This is a genomic window from Ignavibacteriales bacterium, from assembly GCA_016700155.1.
In the GTDB taxonomy this organism is placed as follows: Bacteria; Bacteroidota; Ignavibacteria; order Ignavibacteriales; family Ignavibacteriaceae.
This window is the reverse complement of the sequence record CP065001.1, coordinates 4,464,429-4,483,096: the sequence shown is the minus strand read 5'-3', so window position 1 is coordinate 4,483,096 and position 18,668 is coordinate 4,464,429. Positions and strand designations below refer to the sequence as shown.

Below are 18,668 nucleotides of genomic sequence, written 5' to 3'. Positions count from 1 at the left end.
TGATTTACTCTTCTTCCTCAAACTGGGCTTTAATGATTTCAAGAATTTCGTTTATCTTTTCTTCATCAAGTCCTTCTATTTCTTTCAGTTTTTCCGGACCAGCCGTAAGAACTTCTATTGCAGTATCATAACGATGGTTAATAAGCAGTTCATAGATCTCTGCGCCGAGTTCTTCTTTAAGGTCAATTAGTTCGATATCTTCTTCATATTCTTCAAATGGTTTTTCTTCACGCAGAATTTCTATTTCATAACCTGTTAACCTCATAGCGAGCCTTATATTAACTCCGTTCCTTCCAACAATAAGTGATACCTGGTCGCTGTCAGCGGTTACAACTGCTTTCCTTGCATCAGTATCCAGTTCAATCTTTTTCAATTTGGCTGGTGCCAGTGCTCTTTGTATAAACACTAACGGTTCATCGCTGAAGTTTACAACATCTATATTTTCATTATTCAACTCTCTTACAATTGCGTGAATCCTTACGCCTTTCATACCGACGCAGGCACCAACGGCATCTATTCTGTTGTCCTGTGATTCAACTGCAATCTTTGCTCTTTCACCGGGTTCGCGGGCAATGCCTTTGATCTCGATTATTCCATCATAGATTTCGGGAATTTCAATTTCAAAAAGCCGGCGTAAGAACATATTGTCAGCTCTTGAAATTATGATCAGCGGACCACTCGCTCCCTTCTTAACTTCTTTAACAATTGCTCTTATTGTTTCGCCTTTTTTGTATCTCTCGTAAGGAATTTGTTCAGGACGAGGTAAAAGTAATTCGTTTTTATTGTGGTTTACCAGAATATCATTTTTTCTTATCTGGTAAATATCGCCGACTACAATTTCACCAAGCAGTTCTTTGTATTCGTTATAAACTATTTCTTTTTCGATTTCTCTGATCTTCTGGTTAAGACTTTGTTTAGCAAGAGTAATTAATCGTCTGCCAAGAGAAGCCAGTTCAATTTTTTCCACATAATCATCACCGACTTCCAGTTCTTCGTCATTACCGCGCCGGTTAACTTCTTCAATGCTTACCTGCAGATTCGGGTTTTCAACAGCATCAACTATTTCTCTTTCAAGGAATATTTCGATATCGCCCCTGTCCATGTTCACAACAACATCATACTTTGCTTCTTCACCATATTTCTTTCTAACAAGCAAACCGAATATTTCTTCCAGTATGCCGGCAAGAACATCTTTGTCAATCCCCTTTTCCCTTACCATCTGGGCAAAGGATTCAACAATATCGAAATTCATCTCTTCTTTCCTCCACTAAATAAGCCGATTGATACTACTGCTTTTTTTATGTTTTTAAAATTAATAAAATATTCCGAACCATCTTTGGAAATAAAATTTAATTCTTCACCGGAGACTGAGTTCAACTTTCCGGTTACTTTTTTTATTTCATCACCCTGATTAAACTCAATATCAAAAATCCTGTTTACGTGTTTGGGAAATTGTTTAAGATATTTTAGCGGTCTGTCAACTCCCGGGGATGACACATCAAGTCTGTAAGAATTTTCAATCAGGTTTTTATTTTCTATTTCAGAATTAAGTTCCCGGCTTATTAACGCGCAATCATCAGCCGAAATATTTTTTTCTCCATCAATATAAACTTCAATAATTTTTTGACCGGCATTACCTCTGAAAACAAGATCAATTAGAAAAAAACCATTAGTCTCAATGACTGATGAAAAAACACTTTTAATATTTTCTTCTGAAATATTCATATAAACTAAAATCGCCCTTTAAGGGCGAAATAACTGACTCAAACTTAATGTTAATTAATTGAATAAGCAAGAAAAGTTTACCTTACCAATTGTTGAATTATCCCCTGTTTTAGCTTGTTTCAAGCCCATGTTTTCTGAGCAATTATCAAATCTGAATTACCTGAACCGGCTATTTTAAATCACTATTGTTATCCTTCCGGATATTTTCCTGCCTCACCCGGGGTTTCTCAATTATTTTGTTAAGTATGAATCCGATAATAAGTCCAATGAGTAATGAAATTGATATAAGTATTATTGCTGACATCTGAAACTTACCGAACAGAAAATTAATCTCAACCAGATGTGTATTAAGCGAAATAAAAATTATGAGAATGAGAAGAACAATCAGAAGTGTGATGATCTTTGCTTTCATAAAAAATCCTGGATGTGTATTTAAACTTATTAAAATTTCTTCTTAATCAGAACGGAAAGAAAATTGGAATGAGAATGGAAGCCAGTATCCAGAATAAAATATTGAGCGGAGTTCCCACTCTTAAGAAATCCGCAAACTTGTATTGCCCCACACCAAATATCATTGTATTAGTCTGGTAACCGACCGGCGTCATAAAACTTGCTGAAGCAGCGAACATAACTGCTATTAAAAAGGGTCTTGCGCTTACTCCCAATGATTCAGCGATTCCGATAGCAATTGGGGCAACCAAAATAGCAGTTGCGTTATTTGACATTGTTTCGGTTAAAAATGATGTGAGCAAATATAAAGCTGCAAGAATGGCGACAGGTCCAAGTGAACCCAAAACCTCGATGATCTGCCCTGAAATAAAAGATGCAGTACCAGTTTTTTCAAGAGCAATGCCGAGTGATAGTATTCCTCCCAATAAAAAAATAACATTCCATTCAATGGATTTATAAGCTTCTTCAAGAGTAAGACTTTTAGTAAGAACAAGAAGAATGCAACCAATTATAGCACTTATCATTATTGGCAGCCATCCAAGTGTTGCTGATGTAATAATCCCTGCTATAATCAATAGTGCCGGAATGATTTTTCGTTTTCTGAATTTTATATATTCGATATTAGAAACAATAACAAAGTTCGGATCATTTTTTATATCGTTATAATTTTCTTTCCTTACTTCAATAAGAACAGAATCTCCTGCATTTAACAATGTATCAACAAAACCTGTTTGAAGAAGCTGACCCCTGTGCCTCAATGCTAAAGCATTTGCTTTAAATTTATTTCTGAAGTTTGAAGTTTTAATAGTCTTGGCGATCAAGGTGGAATTTGGTGCGATGATCGCTTCAACTAGTAATAGATTTTCAGCGGTAAAATCTTTTTGAGATAGTTTCATATCAGATTTAAGAACAACCCCGACCCTGTCCTTTATTTTCTGAATTATACTTACATCACACCTTACTCTTAAAACATCGTTTGCTTCAAGAATTATTTCAGGTAAAGGTCTAAGCAGCCGCTGCCCGTTCCTTATTACTTCCAGCACATCTATTTCAAGTTCTCTGATCAGCGGTGAAGCTTTCAAACTCGTTCCGACAGATTTTGCATTGGGAAGCAAAACTATATCAGTAAGGTAATCACTCATTCTGAACTTTTGAGTAAGATCTTCAGCAAGCGTCCGCTGCGGAATCAACTTAACTCCGAAGAAAACCATATAGATCATACCGAAGACAAAAAATACTACTCCGAGTCCCGTGAATTCAAACATACTGAAAGGAGCCTGGTTATGTTCTTTCGCAATTGAACTGACAAGAATATTTGTAGAGGTCCCTACAAGAGTACATACTCCGCCAAACAGTGATGCAAAGGAAAGAGGCATAAGTAGTTTTGAATGACTTATTTTATTCTCTCGTGCTACATTCAGCAGTATAGGAATAAATACCGCGACCACAGGAGTGTTGTTTATAAAAGCTGAAATAAGCCCAACCGCTATCATAGTAACCGAAAGCCCCAGCCAGAAATTATTTTTAAACAACTTAGATGAAATTGTTCCGAGGAAATTTACCGCGCCGGTTTTCTTTAAAGCCTCACTGACAACAAACATCGCTCCGACTGTAATCGTTGCCTGATTGCTGAATCCGGAAATTCCCTCCTCGGCGCTAATTATCCCGGTAAGCAGAAGAACCGCCATGACAATCAATGCCGTCATATCAACGGGCAGTTTTTCTGTTACAAACAGAATTATAGCTCCGGCAATTACAGCAAAAACAATTATCATCTCAACGTTCATAAAATATAATTATCCGGGATGAGTACTTAGTTTTATTAAAGATGAAAAAAAACTTCGAACTGAAAAAGATAGATCCTATAAACCATTTACATTATATGAATTATTTAGAATATTTGTATAAAATTTCCTATTAAAAATCTTGTAAGGAATCCCTCATTAAATGTCTGCCGAATCCATTGGTGTACTAACGCTTTTACTTGCCGCGGTTATCTTATTTGTGTCCGGACAAATACGTATTGATCTTGTTGCTTTGCTAGTAGTATCTGCATTGGCAGTTTCCGGAATAGTTACTCCGGGTGAAGCACTTTCAGGATTCAGTAATCCGGCTGTTATAACAATCTGGTCAATGTTTGTATTGAGTGCGGCATTAGCGCGTACTAATGTTGCCAACATTATCGGCAAATCCATGCTGAAAATTTCGGGCAGCAGTGAAACAAAAATACTTCTGATACTGATGCTGGTTTCAGGACTACTGTCATTTATTATGAACAATATCGGTGTCGCGGCGTTATTGCTCCCTGTTGTAATGAGCCTTTCAAAAAGTACTTCTATTTCACCATCAAGACTTTTGATGCCTATGGTTTTTGGTGTTCTGCTTGGTGGGATTACAACTTTGTTAACAACTGTTAATCTCATAGTCAGCGATTCATTAAGATCAGCAGGATTAAACTCATTCGGACTGTTTGATTTTCTTCCCGTCGGCGGACCGGTGTTTATTGCGGGAGTGCTTTTCATAGTTCTTGTCGGAAAATACTTTCTCCCTAAAAAAGATAAAGTAAAAGATATTCTCGGTTCAGAAGCAGAGTTACGCAAGCAATATGCCCTGCAAGAGCGAACCTGTGTAATGAGAATCCCATTAAACTCGTATTTAAATGGAAAAACAATTGCAGAAGCAAACCTGGGTTCAGCAGCAGGGCTAACTGTTCTTGCGATAATCCGGAATGGGAATACTCAATTAGCGCCCGATCCTTCTGAAGTTCTCAGAGCAGATGACAAACTGATGATCGGCGGGGCGCTGGAAAGATTTAATGAATTCCGCGGATGGCAAAAACTAATAGCCGCAGAGGAGCATTCAGGAATTGATAAAATTATTTCTGATGAATTTGAGATTGTGGAAATTTCAATCCCGCCTAAATCTGAATTAATTGATCATGCATTGCATGAAATAAATTTCAGAAAAAAATTCTGTGTAAACGTTCTAGCTGTTGACAGAAGCGGGGAAATCAAACATAGTAATCTCCATTCATTTGTTTTAAAGGAAAAAGACATACTGCTGGTTCAGGGTTCAAAAGAAAAGCTGAATATCTTAAAGGTTAAATCTGATTTTAATCTTTTCAAAAAAATAAATCCTGTTGAATTGATCACAAAGTATAATTTAGAGGAAAGAGTTTTTACTGTAAGTGTTCCTGAGAATTCTGAACTGATAAATAAATCTTTATCAAAAAGCCGGATGGGCGCATCATTCGGGGTAAGAGTGCTGGCTTTAATAAGAGAAAATAAAACAGTTGTAATGCCTGACCCTGAAGAAACAATTCATCTGAATGATAAACTTGTCATCAGCGGAAAGAAAGATGATCTTGATATACTGCGAGGCTTGCAGGAACTTGAATTAGTTGATGAAGATAAAAAACTTTCCATACCGCTTGAGTCAGAACAGGTTGGATTAATTGAAGCAACTCTTTCACCAAGGTCCAACCTTGCTGGAAAATCACTAAGACAAATCCACTTCAGGGGTAAATACGGACTGCAGGTAATTGCTTTATGGAGAGAAGGCAGAGCTTACCGTACAAACCTTCGCGACTTTGAATTGAAATTCGGGGACGCACTTTTAATTCTTGGGAAAAGAGATAAAATAAAAATACTTACGTCTGATCCCGATTTTATCGTGTTAACACATGGACTTCCGGATATACCCCTTTCAGGGAAAGCACCTTTAGCAGCTTTAATAATGGCGGCAGTATTAATTCCGGTGATGATTGGAATAATTCCAATTTCAATTGCTGCGTTGGGCGGTGCAGCGCTTATGGTGCTTACAGGATGTCTGTCAATGGATGAAATGTATAAATCGATAGACTGGAAATCCGTCTTTGTGATTGCGGGAATGTTCCCATTAAGTATAGCGATGCAGTCAACAGGAACTACTGAAATTATCGCAGAGCAGGTAATTAAATATGCCGGACAATTCGGAAGCTGGGGAATAGTAATCGGAATTTATTTATTCATTACTGCTGCTGCCTCTGTTATACCAACATCCGCACTTGTTGTAATGATGGCACCGCTTACTCTGTCAATAGCAGCCAATACAGGAATTTCTCCCCAGTCATTAATGATGACACTTGCAGTATCGTCATCCGCAAGTTTTATCAGCCCTATATCACACCCGGCAAATATTCTTATTATGGGTCCCGGAGGTTACAGGTTTTCCGATTATGTTAAACTTGGTTTACCTTTAACCATAGTAATCGGAGTGATAGCTGTATTGCTCATCTCAGTATTCTGGAAGTTTTAGGATTCAGGTTCATCAAGAAAAAATTCATGATGAACCCGATTAATAATGAAAGTTATTTAAGCAGGATCATTTTTCTTGAGAATGATCTATCCCCAACCTGCAGCCTGTAAAAATAAATTCCGCTTGATAAGTCTGAAGCATCGAATTCAACTTGATAATCTCCTATTGGTTTGTATTCATTAACCAAAGTTGCGACTTCATTACCAAGCACATCATAAATCCTGAGTGATTGCCGGCTTCCCTTTTGTGTACTCCATTTTATTTTAGTAACAGGATTAAACGGGTTCGGATAGTTTTGATATAATGTGAAATCAGTAAGTGTAACATCATCATCAACGGCACCAACGGGGTTAAGAAATTTTCTTCCGAACAAATGAACATTTCCATCAATGCTATCTTCAAATAAAGTATAAAAGACTTCATAACCAAAATAGAATCCTACCGACCCAACATCAGTATTGCTTGAAGTAACCTTTAATGAATAGATAGAATCAACACTTGGATTGTCGACATCAAAAAGATTTAATCTGATCCTTGTTGATTCCGAATTCTTTAGCAAATAAGCGTGCGGGTGATAAAAATAGAAATCTGTTTTGCCTGAAGGTGGTTCAGTTACAATATATGAGACGGCACTTTTGAAAGCTGACTGATCATCATCGTTCTCAGCAATTAAGGGATAAACAATTTTATTTGTCTGCCATTCCGGTATCCCCATTAACTTTCGTGTTGTATCTGAAGTATCCTCAAACACAAGAGATGGATAATAATCAACCGGTTGAAAAATCAGGTTTGAGCACGAGCATGTGTCTAACACAATATCTAAAGGAGCCCAGTTTCCTCCCAGGTTCCTGTGCCTGCTTACAATTCTTTTAATCTGGTTCTGATCTGTTTCTACCGCTGCAATATGAAGACCCTCTTGCTGAGCGAATGACCACAAATTATAAGCTCCGGCTGATTGATCATATGAAAGTTCGCTGGATTTCTGAAAAACGGTTTCCTCAAATACTTCTGAAGAATCGACATATAAGTAAAATACTGATCCATCTCTTTCAAAAATCAGATGAGTTTCAAGCTCCCAGGAATATGGCTCCGAAAAAATCTCTCTTAGATTAGTTTCATCTTCAGGAGTGTTTGTTAAAAATTGAGTTTCACTCCATACCCCATTCTCATACTTTTTATGTGCTATATCCCAGTTGCCATTTTGATTTGTGAGAAAGATCAGTCCATCATTATAGTCAGGAACCGGATTAATATTCTGGAAATTTCCGGTTGTTACAGCGATTGTATCCGAGAATGAATCCGTTTCAGGATTGTAATCTGAAGAGTAAATATTTATTGAATTGCCGGTGTGTACTTCATAAAAGATTTTATTGGCATCCCAGAAATAGTATCTGCCGGTAACAGGATTCCGCGCATCAAAATTTCCTGAAGTGATTTGTTTGATTTCAAAGTCTTGCCCTTTAACAAGGCAGGTAAAAAGTACCAAGACCAAAATGCTGACCCGTTTCATAATGACCTCATAAAATTGTATTCAAACTTAGAAACATTTTTTTTGAATGTCGAGATAAAAATCGCGGAGTGAAAATATTACTTGCCAAACAGCAAAGAACTAAGTGACAAAGAATACAATTATTGATGAAGTAATTATAACGATTGTAATAATTTTCGATGCCTTCCTGTATTTGGATTTTACACCGCCCCAGATCTTAGCAGCGATTATCATTAATATGACAAGAATGATCGTTGAAATGATTGCTTCAATTACATTATAACTATGATTTACAATCATCGTCAGACTTTTACCGCCGAATACAACCGCAAACAAAACTGTAAGATGAAACCAGTAAACAATCAGCGACTCGCGGCTGAAATCAAGTATAAATGATTTTGTGATTTTCCTTTTTTGATCATAATGCCAGCAGAGTACAAGCAGCAGAAACACATAACCAAGCCTTTGCAAAAAGAAAAACGGATTGGGACGTATTGATCTTATCTCAACCGGTGTAAGTTCAGTAAGAACAAGATGAGTTATAACAACAAGTATGATTCCGGTTATTGCAAGTCTTGATATAAATCTTTTTTGTTCTGCGTCATCTTTTAGAGTCAGAAAATATTTTGCGGCAATTGCACCCGTGAACATAAATCCCAGCCACGGAAGTAATGGAAACAGCGAGCCATTCTTCTGATTGAAGTAATTCGCAAACCATACCGGGAATATATTCGTAAAATCATACTGCCAGGCAAATGGGGCTAACCCGATTACAGCAATTGTGCTTCCAAGTAAAACAAAATTAAATTGTTTTTCATTTGAAGTGATAAGTTTCATCACTAATAAAAGCAGAAGACCGCTTGCAATGCACTGAAGCACATCCACATTATAAAATGAGATCATCTCAGCTTCACTTATCTTAATCATTTGACTGAATGAATAGCGCGGGAGATGAAGTGAATAACCGACAAGAAATATTAGCCCTATACGTGAAAGCCTTTTAGTTATAGCTGGACTGAATAGTTTTATTCTGTCATTTGTGTTTGTCGAAAGTATAAACGCAAATCCGGAAACAAAAAGAAACGACGGCGCTACCAACCCGTTTATATAATTTAAAACAGAAAACCATGACTGAGCTTTTATTGAAGGATCAAGAAATGCGTTAAACACATGCACTTCTATCATTACAAGAAGTGCAAGCCCTCTGACAATATCAACAAAGATATATCTTTTCTTTTCCGCCATTAAGTTTTGATAGTAGTTGAATTCTGAAATCTAAAAAAGAAACTTACAATTTCGTCAGGACGACTTGAACAACGTCAAGCTGATGGCAATGCCTTTCAGCATCTTCTACCATTCTGTCATGCTGAACTTGTTTCAGCATCTTCTTTCTGCATGCCAGATTCCGAAACTAGTTCGGAATGACAATGATATTATCTCGCGAGGAATCTGCCTTGTCGTTATGCTGAACCTGCCCGACCGGCAGGCGGGCTCGTTTCAGTATCTTCTCCTTGCTGTCATGCTGAACTCGTTTCAGCATCTGAGTCTGATTTATGAGTCTGTATGATACTCAAAAGAAGACCCTGAAATAAATTCAGGGTGACACAATAATAATTAAGATTGCAACATTGATAACAAAACTTAATTCAAAATCACTGCTTCTCAAAATCGAATAAAGTTTTCCTTGTAAGATCCGCAACAGCAAGTTTATAATCTATCAACGCGTAAAGACTGTTTGTTCTCGCGTCAGTCAATCTCAACTGCATCTGTGACAGGTCAAAACTTGTAATTGTGCCTGCATCAAAACGTGACTTACTTATATTGTAACTCTTCTCTGCAAGCTCAACACTTTTGCTCAACACCTCCACACGCGCTTTTGCTGATTCAATTTTATTTAAAATCGAAATTATTTCCTTCTCAATCTGCTGCTTCTGATTGTTGTAAGTTAACTTTGTCAGATCAAGATCAGCCTGCGTTGATTCAACTTCACGGTTGTTTCTTCCCCAGTCAAGCACAGGAACAGAAAGCGTGAACACAACTCCCCTGTCTTTAGAAAAATCCCTGAATATATTATTGAACTTATCATCGTTCTTGTTAATTCCGTAATTAGCTGTAAGCTGACCGCTTATATTTCCGCGTGAATCCACTTCATCAACGTTTAGATTTCTTAATTCAATATCCGCTTCACTGTTTTTTATTTCCGATCTGTTCTCCAAAGCATGAGCTACAGCTTCTTCCATATCAACATTGATGGGTAAATACTCAAGCACCGCCGAGACATCGATATCTTCAGACAACTGTAAACCGATCAACAATTTAAAATCGTCCTTTGATTCTTTGAATGTACGTTCCTTATTCAACAGATCGTTTTTGCTTGAAGCAAGATCAATCTCTAACTGAAGTGCTTCAACTTCAGCGATAAGCCCTGCTTTAAATTTATTCATGGCTGTCTGGTAGGATGTTTCTGTCTGGCTTACTTTTTCTTTAGCGATCTCTACTTCCATTTTTGATTGATACAACTGGTAGAACCCTGCCGTAACATTGTATATCACATCATATTCGGCGCGCGTATAATTTCTTTTTGATTTTTCAAGATTGATTTCCGCACGCGTAAGATTTGCACTAAGATTATTAAACGTAAACAACGGCTGACTTAATCTTAAACTCAGGTTGCTGTAATAATCAACCGGTATATCCTGCTGTTCATTGAACTGATCTCTCCGCCACATCGAACCGACAAGCGAAAAAGTTCCGTTAGTAAAAACAATCGGCTGACTAAAAAATAACCTGCTCTCATAAGTAGTGTAACCTATCTCAAAAAACTGTTCCGTTCCTGTAACCGGGTTGAACTGGCTTGACAATGTTTGCGAGTAACGCGGTAAATCAAACTCCATATTAATAGATGTCATCAATCCAAGTTTTGCGGCTTCAAGTGTTTTTTGTGAACTGAGTAATGAATACTGTGCCGACTTTATCCCGTAGCTTTCTTTAAGCGCTATTGATAACGCATCTTCTAATGTAAGCTGTGTCTGGCTGTACAAATTCACTGAAAAGAAAAATAGTATCACAAATGGTTTTAATAACGATTTCATTTTATCAGAATTAAGTTGAAGTTTTTTGAAATGAATTATTCATAACGTAAAGATTCAATCGGGTTTTTATCAGCGGCTTGTTTTGCGGGATATATACCAAACAGAAGTCCCGTCGTAACTGAAACAACAAAAGCAAGTATAACCGAAAACGGAGATATGATGGTCTTCCATTCCGCATACGTTGATATAAGTGATGTAAGAATAAATCCTAATATTATTCCAAGCACTCCGCCGGCAACACTTATTGTAAGCGCTTCATACAAAAACTGCCTCAGTACATCAGTCCTTGTTGCGCCGACTGCTCTTCTTACACCAATCTCCCTTGTTCGCTCAAGAATGTTCGCGAGCATTATATTCATTATACCAATACCGCCGACGAGTAATGATATTCCCGCAATAGCTCCCATCACAATATTAAATATGCGCTGTGTTTTTTGTTTCTGTTCAAGTAGCTGTTCAGGAAGAACCACTTCAAAATCTTTAACCCCGTAATGACGCCTGTCAAGTATTCGTCTTACAAGATGTGCCGCTTCACTAAGATGATCCGAATTATTTACTTTTATTGTTAGCTGGTCAACTGAATTGCGATCAACGACCTTTGCCTGTTCCTGGTCATTACCGATTCGTATGAACATACCTGACATGTTATTCTGCTCTTCTTCAAACTTTTCCATCTTATACATCATCGTTGTAATGGGGACGTATATATCATCATTAAAATTTCTCAGTCCAAGTCCTTGTGAACCGGAAACATTTTTTGAAGATGTAAGCCCGATTATATTAAACCAAAGATCACCTATCTTTATTTTTTTGTTGATGGGATCTTCAAACTTAAAAAGTTTTTCTTTCACACCCGGACCAATAACACAAACGTTTGAATATCCTTCTAAGTGAAATGACTTAAAGAAAGAACCCGAAGCAATTTTTGAATTGAACGTTTCAGGATAATCGGCAGTTGTGCCGATAACTTCTGATTCACTCATATTCGATTTATAACTCACCTGTGTTTTAATTTCTCTTATCGGTGTGATGTATTCAACTAACGGGTTTAATTCTTTAATTGAATTGGCATCATTAAGTGTAAGCCCTGTTGAAAACGACGCCTTAGACCCCGAACTGTTTTTTTCCGGTGTAACTTTATTAATGATAATATTGTTTGTGCCCATCAGTTCAATCTGCTGAAGTGTTTCCTGCTTTGCGCCTTCACCTATCGACATCATCGCAATTACAGCGGCTACACCGAAAATAATTCCAAGCATTGTTAAAGCCGCACGGAGTTTATTGGACTGTAATCCCTTTAACCCGATTTTAAATGATTCAAGATTGTTCATCAATCAGCTTCCCGGCATACTCACAGAATTCGATTCCGTTTCACCAGTGCCTGTTTCTTCAGGAACTATCGTCGGATCACGTAACGCTACTTCCTGGTTTTCTTCAAGACCTTTTGTTATCACAATATAATTTTCACTCTTCTCGCCTACTTCAACAAACTGAACATCAAAACCGGAACCGTTCTTTACATAAACTATTTTCTTTCCGTCCATTTCAAATACAGCCTCCTGCGGAACAAACAACACTCCCGGTATTTCATTTATGACGATCTTGTTGCTTGTAGTCATTCCCGGTTTTAAAATTTCAGACTGACTTTTTATGAACACAGCAATCTCAAAAACTTTTATGTTGGAATTATTATCCTTCGTCTTGCCGAGCGATGCAACCGAACTGATATCAGCATTAAATGAACTGTCCCTGAAAGCATCAAGCTTAACAACAACAGGCAGACCTTTCTTCACACGGCTTACATCAACCTCATTCACATACGTTATACTTTCCATCGCGGAAAGATCTGGAAGAGAAACAAGCGTCATTCCGCTCCACGGTGTATCGCCAATCGCAACCTTCCTTCCCGTCGCCCAGTTGTTTTCATACACAACAAGACCCTCAGTCGGTGCGGTTAATGTAAGCATCTCAAGATCCCTCTTAGCACGTTCAAGGTCTGAACGTTTCTGCTGAACCTCAATGTCCGTTTTATTCATTTCAGACTGATCAATAATTTTCTGCGATTCAAGATCCTGTTTGCTTTTCAAAAAACTCAGTTCATTTCTTTTGTGATTAAGCTGTGCCTCCTGCTGTTTAACCGAAGCCTCAAACTTCATTTGCTCAACATTAAGTTTTGATAATTCAAAAGATAGCTCAGCACTCTTAAGATCGGACTCAAGCCGCGTCATTCCCGATTTCTGATTGGCGACAAGTTTTGCTTTATCCGAAATTGCAATTTCAAGTTTAGCTTCCGCGTCTTTTAAGTTTGTAATCGCTTCGGTAGGATCAAACCTTACAACAGTGTCGCCAGCATTCACATAAGTACCTTCGGGAATGAGATAAACAATTTTAAGGTTGCCTCTTATTCTCGGCGATGAAATTGAAATACTGTTCTTTGCCCTTAACTCACCGCTTTCAGTTACAGAAACAAGAAAATTATCCTTAACAACTTTATAAACCGGCACGCTGCTGTCCGGCGATGCAAAAACCGAATTCAGTATCAGCACAATGATGATGATACCAATAATTATTCCGCCAAGCAGTTTAGAGCTTTTTAAGAACGGCGGAATGTTTAAGTGAACAAGTTTGCTGTCAATTTTTTCTGAAGAAGATTTGATAACATCCAGCACGGGATTGCGGTAAAGCACTGAAGTGAGAGATTTGATTGTCATTACATAATCCGAAATAGTTAATCGCTCTATTTATATAAAAAGCGGTATCAACATAAAACTATCCCGAATAAAAAAAAATTCATATTACCGGAACAGTGTTTAGAAAGTGATGAATGGCGGGGAAGCGAAACTCTTCTCTATTTTTTCTACTTATTTTTTTATTGTTCTTTCTTTTTAGCATAATAACTTATGCCAAACTCCACAAACCCAAACCATCTCATTTCCTCTTCTTCTTCAAAATGTTCTCTGGTTCTTGTGTTTAAATAACTTACTGATCTGTCAAATATATAAGTTGGACCACCGGCAAAAAAATAAATATCCCCTCCTGAAACGAACTCCCTTCCGAGTCCCATATTTATTCCCCAATTTGAAGCCCCTAATGAAACAACTGAATCTGCTGAAGCAGAATCCATATCGACACCTTCCGGCATCCCGCCAAAATTTGATATACCCAATTCAATAAATGTGTTTGGTCTTTCTAAATCAAAATAATTATGTAATGCAAAACCATAATTATAAAATCCGGGAAGTACTCCCCCGTGAAGTTCAATAGCAAAACCATTAACAGGAAAATACTTTATTGAAAAAATACCTTTAGACACCAACCCGAAACTAAACCCAAATACAACATCACCTTTTCTTTGCGCGGGAAGTTCATTTACATTTAGCAATACTATAAAGAAAATGCTAAAGGCTTTTGCCCAATATTTTTTGTTTCTCATTATTAAATGTCTCCCTTACAACAAACGTCCCCAAACTATTTTTTCACGCTACAAACTCTTTACTTACTTATCCGTCTTTGACGGATTAGAGAGGTTAAATTTTATTGAGTATATTCTTTTATATAAGTTGATTCTACTGATTTACCATTTAAAGATGCTGGAATAATTTTAATTGAATTAAAATATTCTTCCGCATTTATGAAACTTATTGTATCAGGGAAAATATGTGCTTTGCTTAGTAGTTTTCCATTTTTGTCAATTCTATATAAAACATCAAACTTATCAATCATCGATTTAGTTCTTAATGTATATTTCTCGATGATTTTAGGCGGAACAAAAACACCCGTTATTGGCGCAACTTTCGACTGTCTATCTACTGTTCTGTATCTGGTCCAATAATAATTCGGAAAATTAAAATATAAAAAGTGTTCATCCTTCAATGCAAAATAGGGTGTAAAAGTAATGTTTTTACGAACTTCAAAACTATACAGAAAACCAGGATCGCCTGCAAAAAAATTTGAATAACTAATATTAGTAGTATCAATATTGACAGTTAAAACATTTCCTATTCCATTATTTTCTAAAATGTTTTTATACTCATTATTTATTTTATTTGTTTGAACTCTAAGATATACCTGGTTAAGAATAACTATGGATAGCAAAGAAAGTGCGATGTATGACGAATATTTATTTGGTAAAAAGATATTTAGCATTAGAAATAAAGTGAGACCTAAAAAAACAAACCCATAAGGATACTCGATAAAATAAGACAGTGTATCTTCTATCATAAATAACGGGTAAAAGATGAGGTATAACTTAAAAAACAAAAACAATGTGTAAAGAACTGAAATAACCAGTATTGTTTTTCTATATTTATTCTTTCTTGAGATGAAAAGGAGGCAAACTAAAATTAGAATGGGTATGATCCACAATTCTGTGTTTAGCAGTGTAATATTTTCGTTATCAATAAAAATCACAAGCATATAATTATTACTCATACCAAATTACCCGTTAGCAACTCTGGTTTATAACTGAGAAAAATAATCATCCGATAAACCATTCTTTATACTATCACGATATAAATCATAATCATCAGCACTTAAAGATTCTATATAATTAAATAATAAATAATTATTGGAAAACGAATCCGTTTCGTTTGAAATCTTCTGTGCGTATTGAATTTGAAAAAAGAATAAGATGAAAGCCAAAGAATATTTTACCATAAATCATCCTGTAAATAAAATTATTTTCTCCCGAACCGCTTTCCACATACAAGCCAAACCTGTACAACTGCCACAAAGCACTGCCCCGGGATTTTAGATAAGAAAAAGGGGCGCACAAATACAATAGTAACTTAGCGTAACGGAAAACCAATTTCAAATGTTAAATATTTAGTGTTAAGTGTTTAATTGGGAAGGGAAAAGTTAGAAATAAACCGCAGGCAATAGACAGTGTGCAAATCCTCAGTCAACAGTCGGCAGTCTGCAATTTTTTGATCAGTGTGTTATAAAGTAAAGGAGAGGGCTGAGTCCGGAAAGATGAATGGCTGATTGATTCAATGACTGACTGAATAAAAAGATTAAGCAATCACGCTTTACAAAAATATATTTGAGATCAGGTATACCCGTCTCGTCACCAGTATCAGGTAACAAGCAGTTAGTAACTAGTAACTATCTTCGTTCAATTCCTCCTTAGTGCTTCTGAGTGTTCTTAGTGCCTGAGTGGTAAAAAAAATTTCTCCGCGCAACAAAAAAGGCGACCATTCCTGATCGCCTCAATTTCAATTATACATTGTACATTGTAAATTATACATTGCCCCACCCTACTTCATCAAAACAAACTTCCTCGTCTCGATAAAATTATTCGCTGTCAACCTGTAATAATAAACTCCCGATGACAATCCTGTTCCATCAAAGTTAACTGAATAAGAGCCGGCAGACTTAAACTCATTAACAAGAGTCGTCACCTCTTCACCGGATGATGAATAAACTACAAGTGATACATTCGTTGCCCCGCCAACCTTATAATCAATCCTTGTTGTCGGATTAAAAGGATTCGGGTAATTCTGTTCAAGCTTGAATGCGTTAAGAATATTTTCATCATCAACACCGGTAGGTGTTTGCACAGTAATAGTTTTATTCGATGCAAAATTCCACTGGTCGCCGGTATTATTTCCGTTAAGATTTACACTGTTACCGTTCGCATATAAAATTATATCTCCTGCAGTTGCGGGGGCAGTATAAGAAAACTCAAACACCACCGATCCGCCGGTTGCAGCTCTTGGACTTGTATGAGTAAGCTCTTGCCCTATCTTTTGTAAACCTTCCAAAACATTAAGCGTCCCTGATGAAGCAGCGATATTAGTTCCCGCCGCTGTTAAAGGACCGCCTGTAATTGTAACAGTAAAATTTTCTGTTGCACCGGTTTCCATAATTGATGGACCATCTATCACAACACTTACATTTCCCGATGGAGTAGTACTGTGACAATTGCAACCCGGGTCAGTCGTGTTTTTCATCGTTCGGCCGGTTATCCCGGTAGAGAAAGCGTACATTAAAATCGTTGACGAAATTATTATTAACAGGACTGTAATTGTAACTGGTTTTTTATTTGAGATCATTTATTGGTTCCTCCAATACATATTATTTTACATACTAATTTTCTTTACGGTAAATCCTAAATCAGATAAAGAAATAAATCAGGATTTTTTTACTTAAGGCTTTTTAATAGAATTGTGTTGTTTTGGTTTACACTTTTCACGCCAGAAATCTTTAATAAAAAACCTGTGATTTCAACTGATACTTATAATTATTTTTTATTCAGATAAAATCAATTCCAATTTTAACCGGAACTTAATAACAATTTTACCACGTCATTATCACCCGATGTTTGCCAACACAAATTATGTCTTATATCGACTATAAGCAGCTTTTATTCTAATGAATCATCAATTAGACATTGCGGAAACAAGGTTATAAAATTTCATCGCGCAAATTTTAAATCATCGTTTCGGGCGGAACTATTTTTTCTTATCCCTGTTTCCGCATTTAAGAAACTATTTCATCAACACCATTTTTTTCACTTCAGAAAGTACCGGCTGTGATCCGGATTCTTTTTGAATTTTTAATTGATAGTAATACACACCGCTTGAAAGTGCTGAACCATCAAACGCAAGTGACTGATAACCTTCACTAACATAACCGCTTTTCAGAACTCCAACTTCCTTACCAAGAGTGTTGAATATTTTTAACTCTACAAATCCCGGTGAATCAATGTAGTAGCCAATTGTTGTTGAAGGATTAAATGGATTCGGGAAATTCTGATCCAGAACAAATGACTCAGGTCCTTTAACCTCATATTCACCGGCAAGATTATAGTAAGTAAATGAACCATCAAAATCGGTTTGCTTTAACCTGTACCTGTAAGTCGCTGTATTCAAATTTTTATCTTCAAATGTGTACCGGTTTTCTGATGTTGAATTTCCGGCACCTTCAATCAAAGCAATATTTATCCAATCACTTTCGATTTCACCTGAAGATACAATTTGTCTTTCTACTTCAAATCCTTTGTTATTAATTTCACTGCCGGTAGTCCATCTCAACAAAATTGATCTTCCGTTTATCGAGGCAGAAAAATTTGTCAATTCAACCGGAACAATTGTCATCACCTGCACAGCAAAATTATCAGCAAAGTTCCACTGATCGCCATCATTAAATCCATTAAAGTTTACACTGTTTCCGTTAGCGAATAATGTATCGAAACCTTGTGTACCGGGTGCGGTGTATTGAAACTGAAAAGTAACTGATCCGCCGGAAGGTGATTTAGGCGAAACATGTGTTAGTTCATCACCTATGATTTGCAGATCGGAATTGATGTTTGCAAGCGAGCCTGTCAATGCGGCAATGTTTGTACCGCCTCGCACTAATGGTCCGCCGCTTATTGTCACAGTGTACGTATTAACACTATTTATTTGAACCTGCGTTGGACCACTTATAACAACATTGACACTTAAAGTTGGATCAACTGCATGACAAAAACATCCATTACCATTTTTCCTGGTCTCCCCGGTAACTCCTGTAGAGTAAGCATATAACAAAAACGTAGAACTAAGTATGAGAAGCAGAACTGTGAATGGAAGCACGGGTTTAGAGTAACCTTTTGCCATTACGACCTCTTTGATTAT

General features: G+C 36.8%; 15 protein-coding genes. 1 reads left to right on the top strand and 14 read right to left on the bottom strand.

Features of this window, described 5'->3' with window-relative positions:
• Nucleotides 1-4: 4 nt before the first annotated feature.
• From nusA to IPM56_18895, 4 genes are all read right to left on the bottom strand, one after another.
• Nucleotides 5-1,252 (bottom strand): transcription termination factor NusA, encoded by a 1,248-nt coding sequence (nusA, locus tag IPM56_18910; GenBank protein ID QQS36281.1) that lies wholly within the window; start codon nucleotides 1,250-1,252, stop codon nucleotides 5-7.
• Nucleotides 1,249-1,725, bottom strand: a complete 477-nt coding sequence (locus tag IPM56_18905) for a hypothetical protein (protein ID QQS36280.1) — start codon at nucleotides 1,723-1,725, stop codon at nucleotides 1,249-1,251. Before IPM56_18905 ends, nusA begins: the two co-directional genes overlap by 4 nt.
• 169 nt (nucleotides 1,726-1,894) lie before the next feature.
• A complete protein-coding gene (locus IPM56_18900) occupies nucleotides 1,895-2,137 on the bottom strand; it encodes a DUF1049 domain-containing protein (GenBank protein QQS36279.1) in 243 nt (80 codons plus the stop codon).
• Between the two features lie 46 nt (nucleotides 2,138-2,183).
• Nucleotides 2,184-3,962 carry a sodium-coupled transporter gene (locus IPM56_18895; protein QQS36278.1) on the bottom strand — a complete coding sequence of 593 codons (1,779 nt, stop codon included), beginning with the start codon at nucleotides 3,960-3,962 and terminating at the stop codon, nucleotides 2,184-2,186.
• Between the two features lie 160 nt (nucleotides 3,963-4,122).
• Here IPM56_18895 and IPM56_18890 point away from each other — a divergent pair, with 160 nt between their 5' ends.
• Nucleotides 4,123-6,471, top strand: coding sequence for an anion permease (locus IPM56_18890; protein ID QQS36277.1), 2,349 nt, complete (start codon nucleotides 4,123-4,125; stop codon nucleotides 6,469-6,471).
• Nucleotides 6,472-6,523: 52 nt separating this feature from the next.
• Here IPM56_18890 and IPM56_18885 read toward each other — a convergent pair whose 3' ends face one another.
• The 10 genes from IPM56_18885 to IPM56_18840 form a co-directional block, all read right to left on the bottom strand.
• Nucleotides 6,524-7,981, bottom strand: a complete 1,458-nt coding sequence (locus tag IPM56_18885) for a T9SS type A sorting domain-containing protein (GenBank protein ID QQS36276.1) — start codon at nucleotides 7,979-7,981, stop codon at nucleotides 6,524-6,526.
• A gap of 99 nt (nucleotides 7,982-8,080) precedes the next feature.
• Nucleotides 8,081-9,205 carry a DUF1624 domain-containing protein gene (locus tag IPM56_18880; protein ID QQS36275.1) on the bottom strand — a complete coding sequence of 375 codons (1,125 nt, stop codon included), beginning with the start codon at nucleotides 9,203-9,205 and terminating at the stop codon, nucleotides 8,081-8,083.
• Nucleotides 9,206-9,612: 407 nt separating this feature from the next.
• On the bottom strand, nucleotides 9,613-11,052 hold the full coding sequence (locus tag IPM56_18875) for a TolC family protein (GenBank protein ID QQS36274.1): 1,440 nt from the start codon (nucleotides 11,050-11,052) through the stop codon (nucleotides 9,613-9,615).
• Between the two features lie 35 nt (nucleotides 11,053-11,087).
• On the bottom strand, nucleotides 11,088-12,383 hold the full coding sequence (locus IPM56_18870) for an ABC transporter permease (protein ID QQS36273.1): 1,296 nt from the start codon (nucleotides 12,381-12,383) through the stop codon (nucleotides 11,088-11,090).
• 3 nt (nucleotides 12,384-12,386) lie between these two features.
• On the bottom strand, nucleotides 12,387-13,763 hold the full coding sequence (locus IPM56_18865) for an efflux RND transporter periplasmic adaptor subunit (protein ID QQS36272.1): 1,377 nt from the start codon (nucleotides 13,761-13,763) through the stop codon (nucleotides 12,387-12,389).
• A gap of 158 nt (nucleotides 13,764-13,921) precedes the next feature.
• Complete coding sequence (locus IPM56_18860) at nucleotides 13,922-14,485, bottom strand: hypothetical protein (protein QQS36271.1); 564 nt, start codon at nucleotides 14,483-14,485, stop codon at nucleotides 13,922-13,924.
• A 101-nt stretch (nucleotides 14,486-14,586) separates the two neighbouring features.
• Nucleotides 14,587-15,483, bottom strand: a complete 897-nt coding sequence (locus tag IPM56_18855) for a hypothetical protein (GenBank protein QQS36270.1) — start codon at nucleotides 15,481-15,483, stop codon at nucleotides 14,587-14,589.
• Between the two features lie 133 nt (nucleotides 15,484-15,616).
• A complete protein-coding gene (locus IPM56_18850; GenBank protein ID QQS36269.1) occupies nucleotides 15,617-15,784 on the bottom strand; it encodes a hypothetical protein in 168 nt (55 codons plus the stop codon).
• Nucleotides 15,785-16,307: 523 nt separating this feature from the next.
• On the bottom strand, nucleotides 16,308-16,916 hold the full coding sequence (locus tag IPM56_18845; protein QQS38356.1) for a T9SS type A sorting domain-containing protein: 609 nt from the start codon (nucleotides 16,914-16,916) through the stop codon (nucleotides 16,308-16,310).
• Nucleotides 16,917-17,540: 624 nt separating this feature from the next.
• Entirely contained in the window at nucleotides 17,541-18,650 is a 1,110-nt protein-coding gene (locus IPM56_18840; protein QQS36268.1) for a T9SS type A sorting domain-containing protein, read from the bottom strand.
• Nucleotides 18,651-18,668: the final 18 nt, after the last annotated feature.

Excerpts from the sequence above, each read along its gene's own strand:
- IPM56_18885 (QQS36276.1), bottom strand. The coding sequence starts at position 7,981 with ATGAAACGGGTCAGCATTTTGGTCTTGGTACTTTTTACCTGCCTTGTT.
- IPM56_18865 (QQS36272.1), bottom strand. The coding sequence starts at position 13,763 with ATGACAATCAAATCTCTCACTTCAGTGCTTTACCGCAATCCCGTGCTG.
- IPM56_18840 (QQS36268.1), bottom strand. The coding sequence starts at position 18,650 with ATGGCAAAAGGTTACTCTAAACCCGTGCTTCCATTCACAGTTCTGCTT.
- IPM56_18880 (QQS36275.1), bottom strand. The coding sequence starts at position 9,205 with ATGGCGGAAAAGAAAAGATATATCTTTGTTGATATTGTCAGAGGGCTT.
- IPM56_18905 (QQS36280.1), bottom strand. The coding sequence starts at position 1,725 with ATGAATATTTCAGAAGAAAATATTAAAAGTGTTTTTTCATCAGTCATT.
- IPM56_18900 (QQS36279.1), bottom strand. The coding sequence starts at position 2,137 with ATGAAAGCAAAGATCATCACACTTCTGATTGTTCTTCTCATTCTCATA.
- IPM56_18855 (QQS36270.1), bottom strand. The coding sequence starts at position 15,483 with ATGAGTAATAATTATATGCTTGTGATTTTTATTGATAACGAAAATATT.
- IPM56_18845 (QQS38356.1), bottom strand. The coding sequence starts at position 16,916 with ATGGAAACCGGTGCAACAGAAAATTTTACTGTTACAATTACAGGCGGT.
- IPM56_18860 (QQS36271.1), bottom strand. The coding sequence starts at position 14,485 with ATGAGAAACAAAAAATATTGGGCAAAAGCCTTTAGCATTTTCTTTATA.
- IPM56_18895 (QQS36278.1), bottom strand. The coding sequence starts at position 3,962 with ATGAACGTTGAGATGATAATTGTTTTTGCTGTAATTGCCGGAGCTATA.
- nusA (QQS36281.1), bottom strand. The coding sequence starts at position 1,252 with ATGAATTTCGATATTGTTGAATCCTTTGCCCAGATGGTAAGGGAAAAG.
- IPM56_18890 (QQS36277.1), top strand. The coding sequence starts at position 4,123 with ATGTCTGCCGAATCCATTGGTGTACTAACGCTTTTACTTGCCGCGGTT.
- IPM56_18870 (QQS36273.1), bottom strand. The coding sequence starts at position 12,383 with ATGAACAATCTTGAATCATTTAAAATCGGGTTAAAGGGATTACAGTCC.
- IPM56_18875 (QQS36274.1), bottom strand. The coding sequence starts at position 11,052 with ATGAAATCGTTATTAAAACCATTTGTGATACTATTTTTCTTTTCAGTG.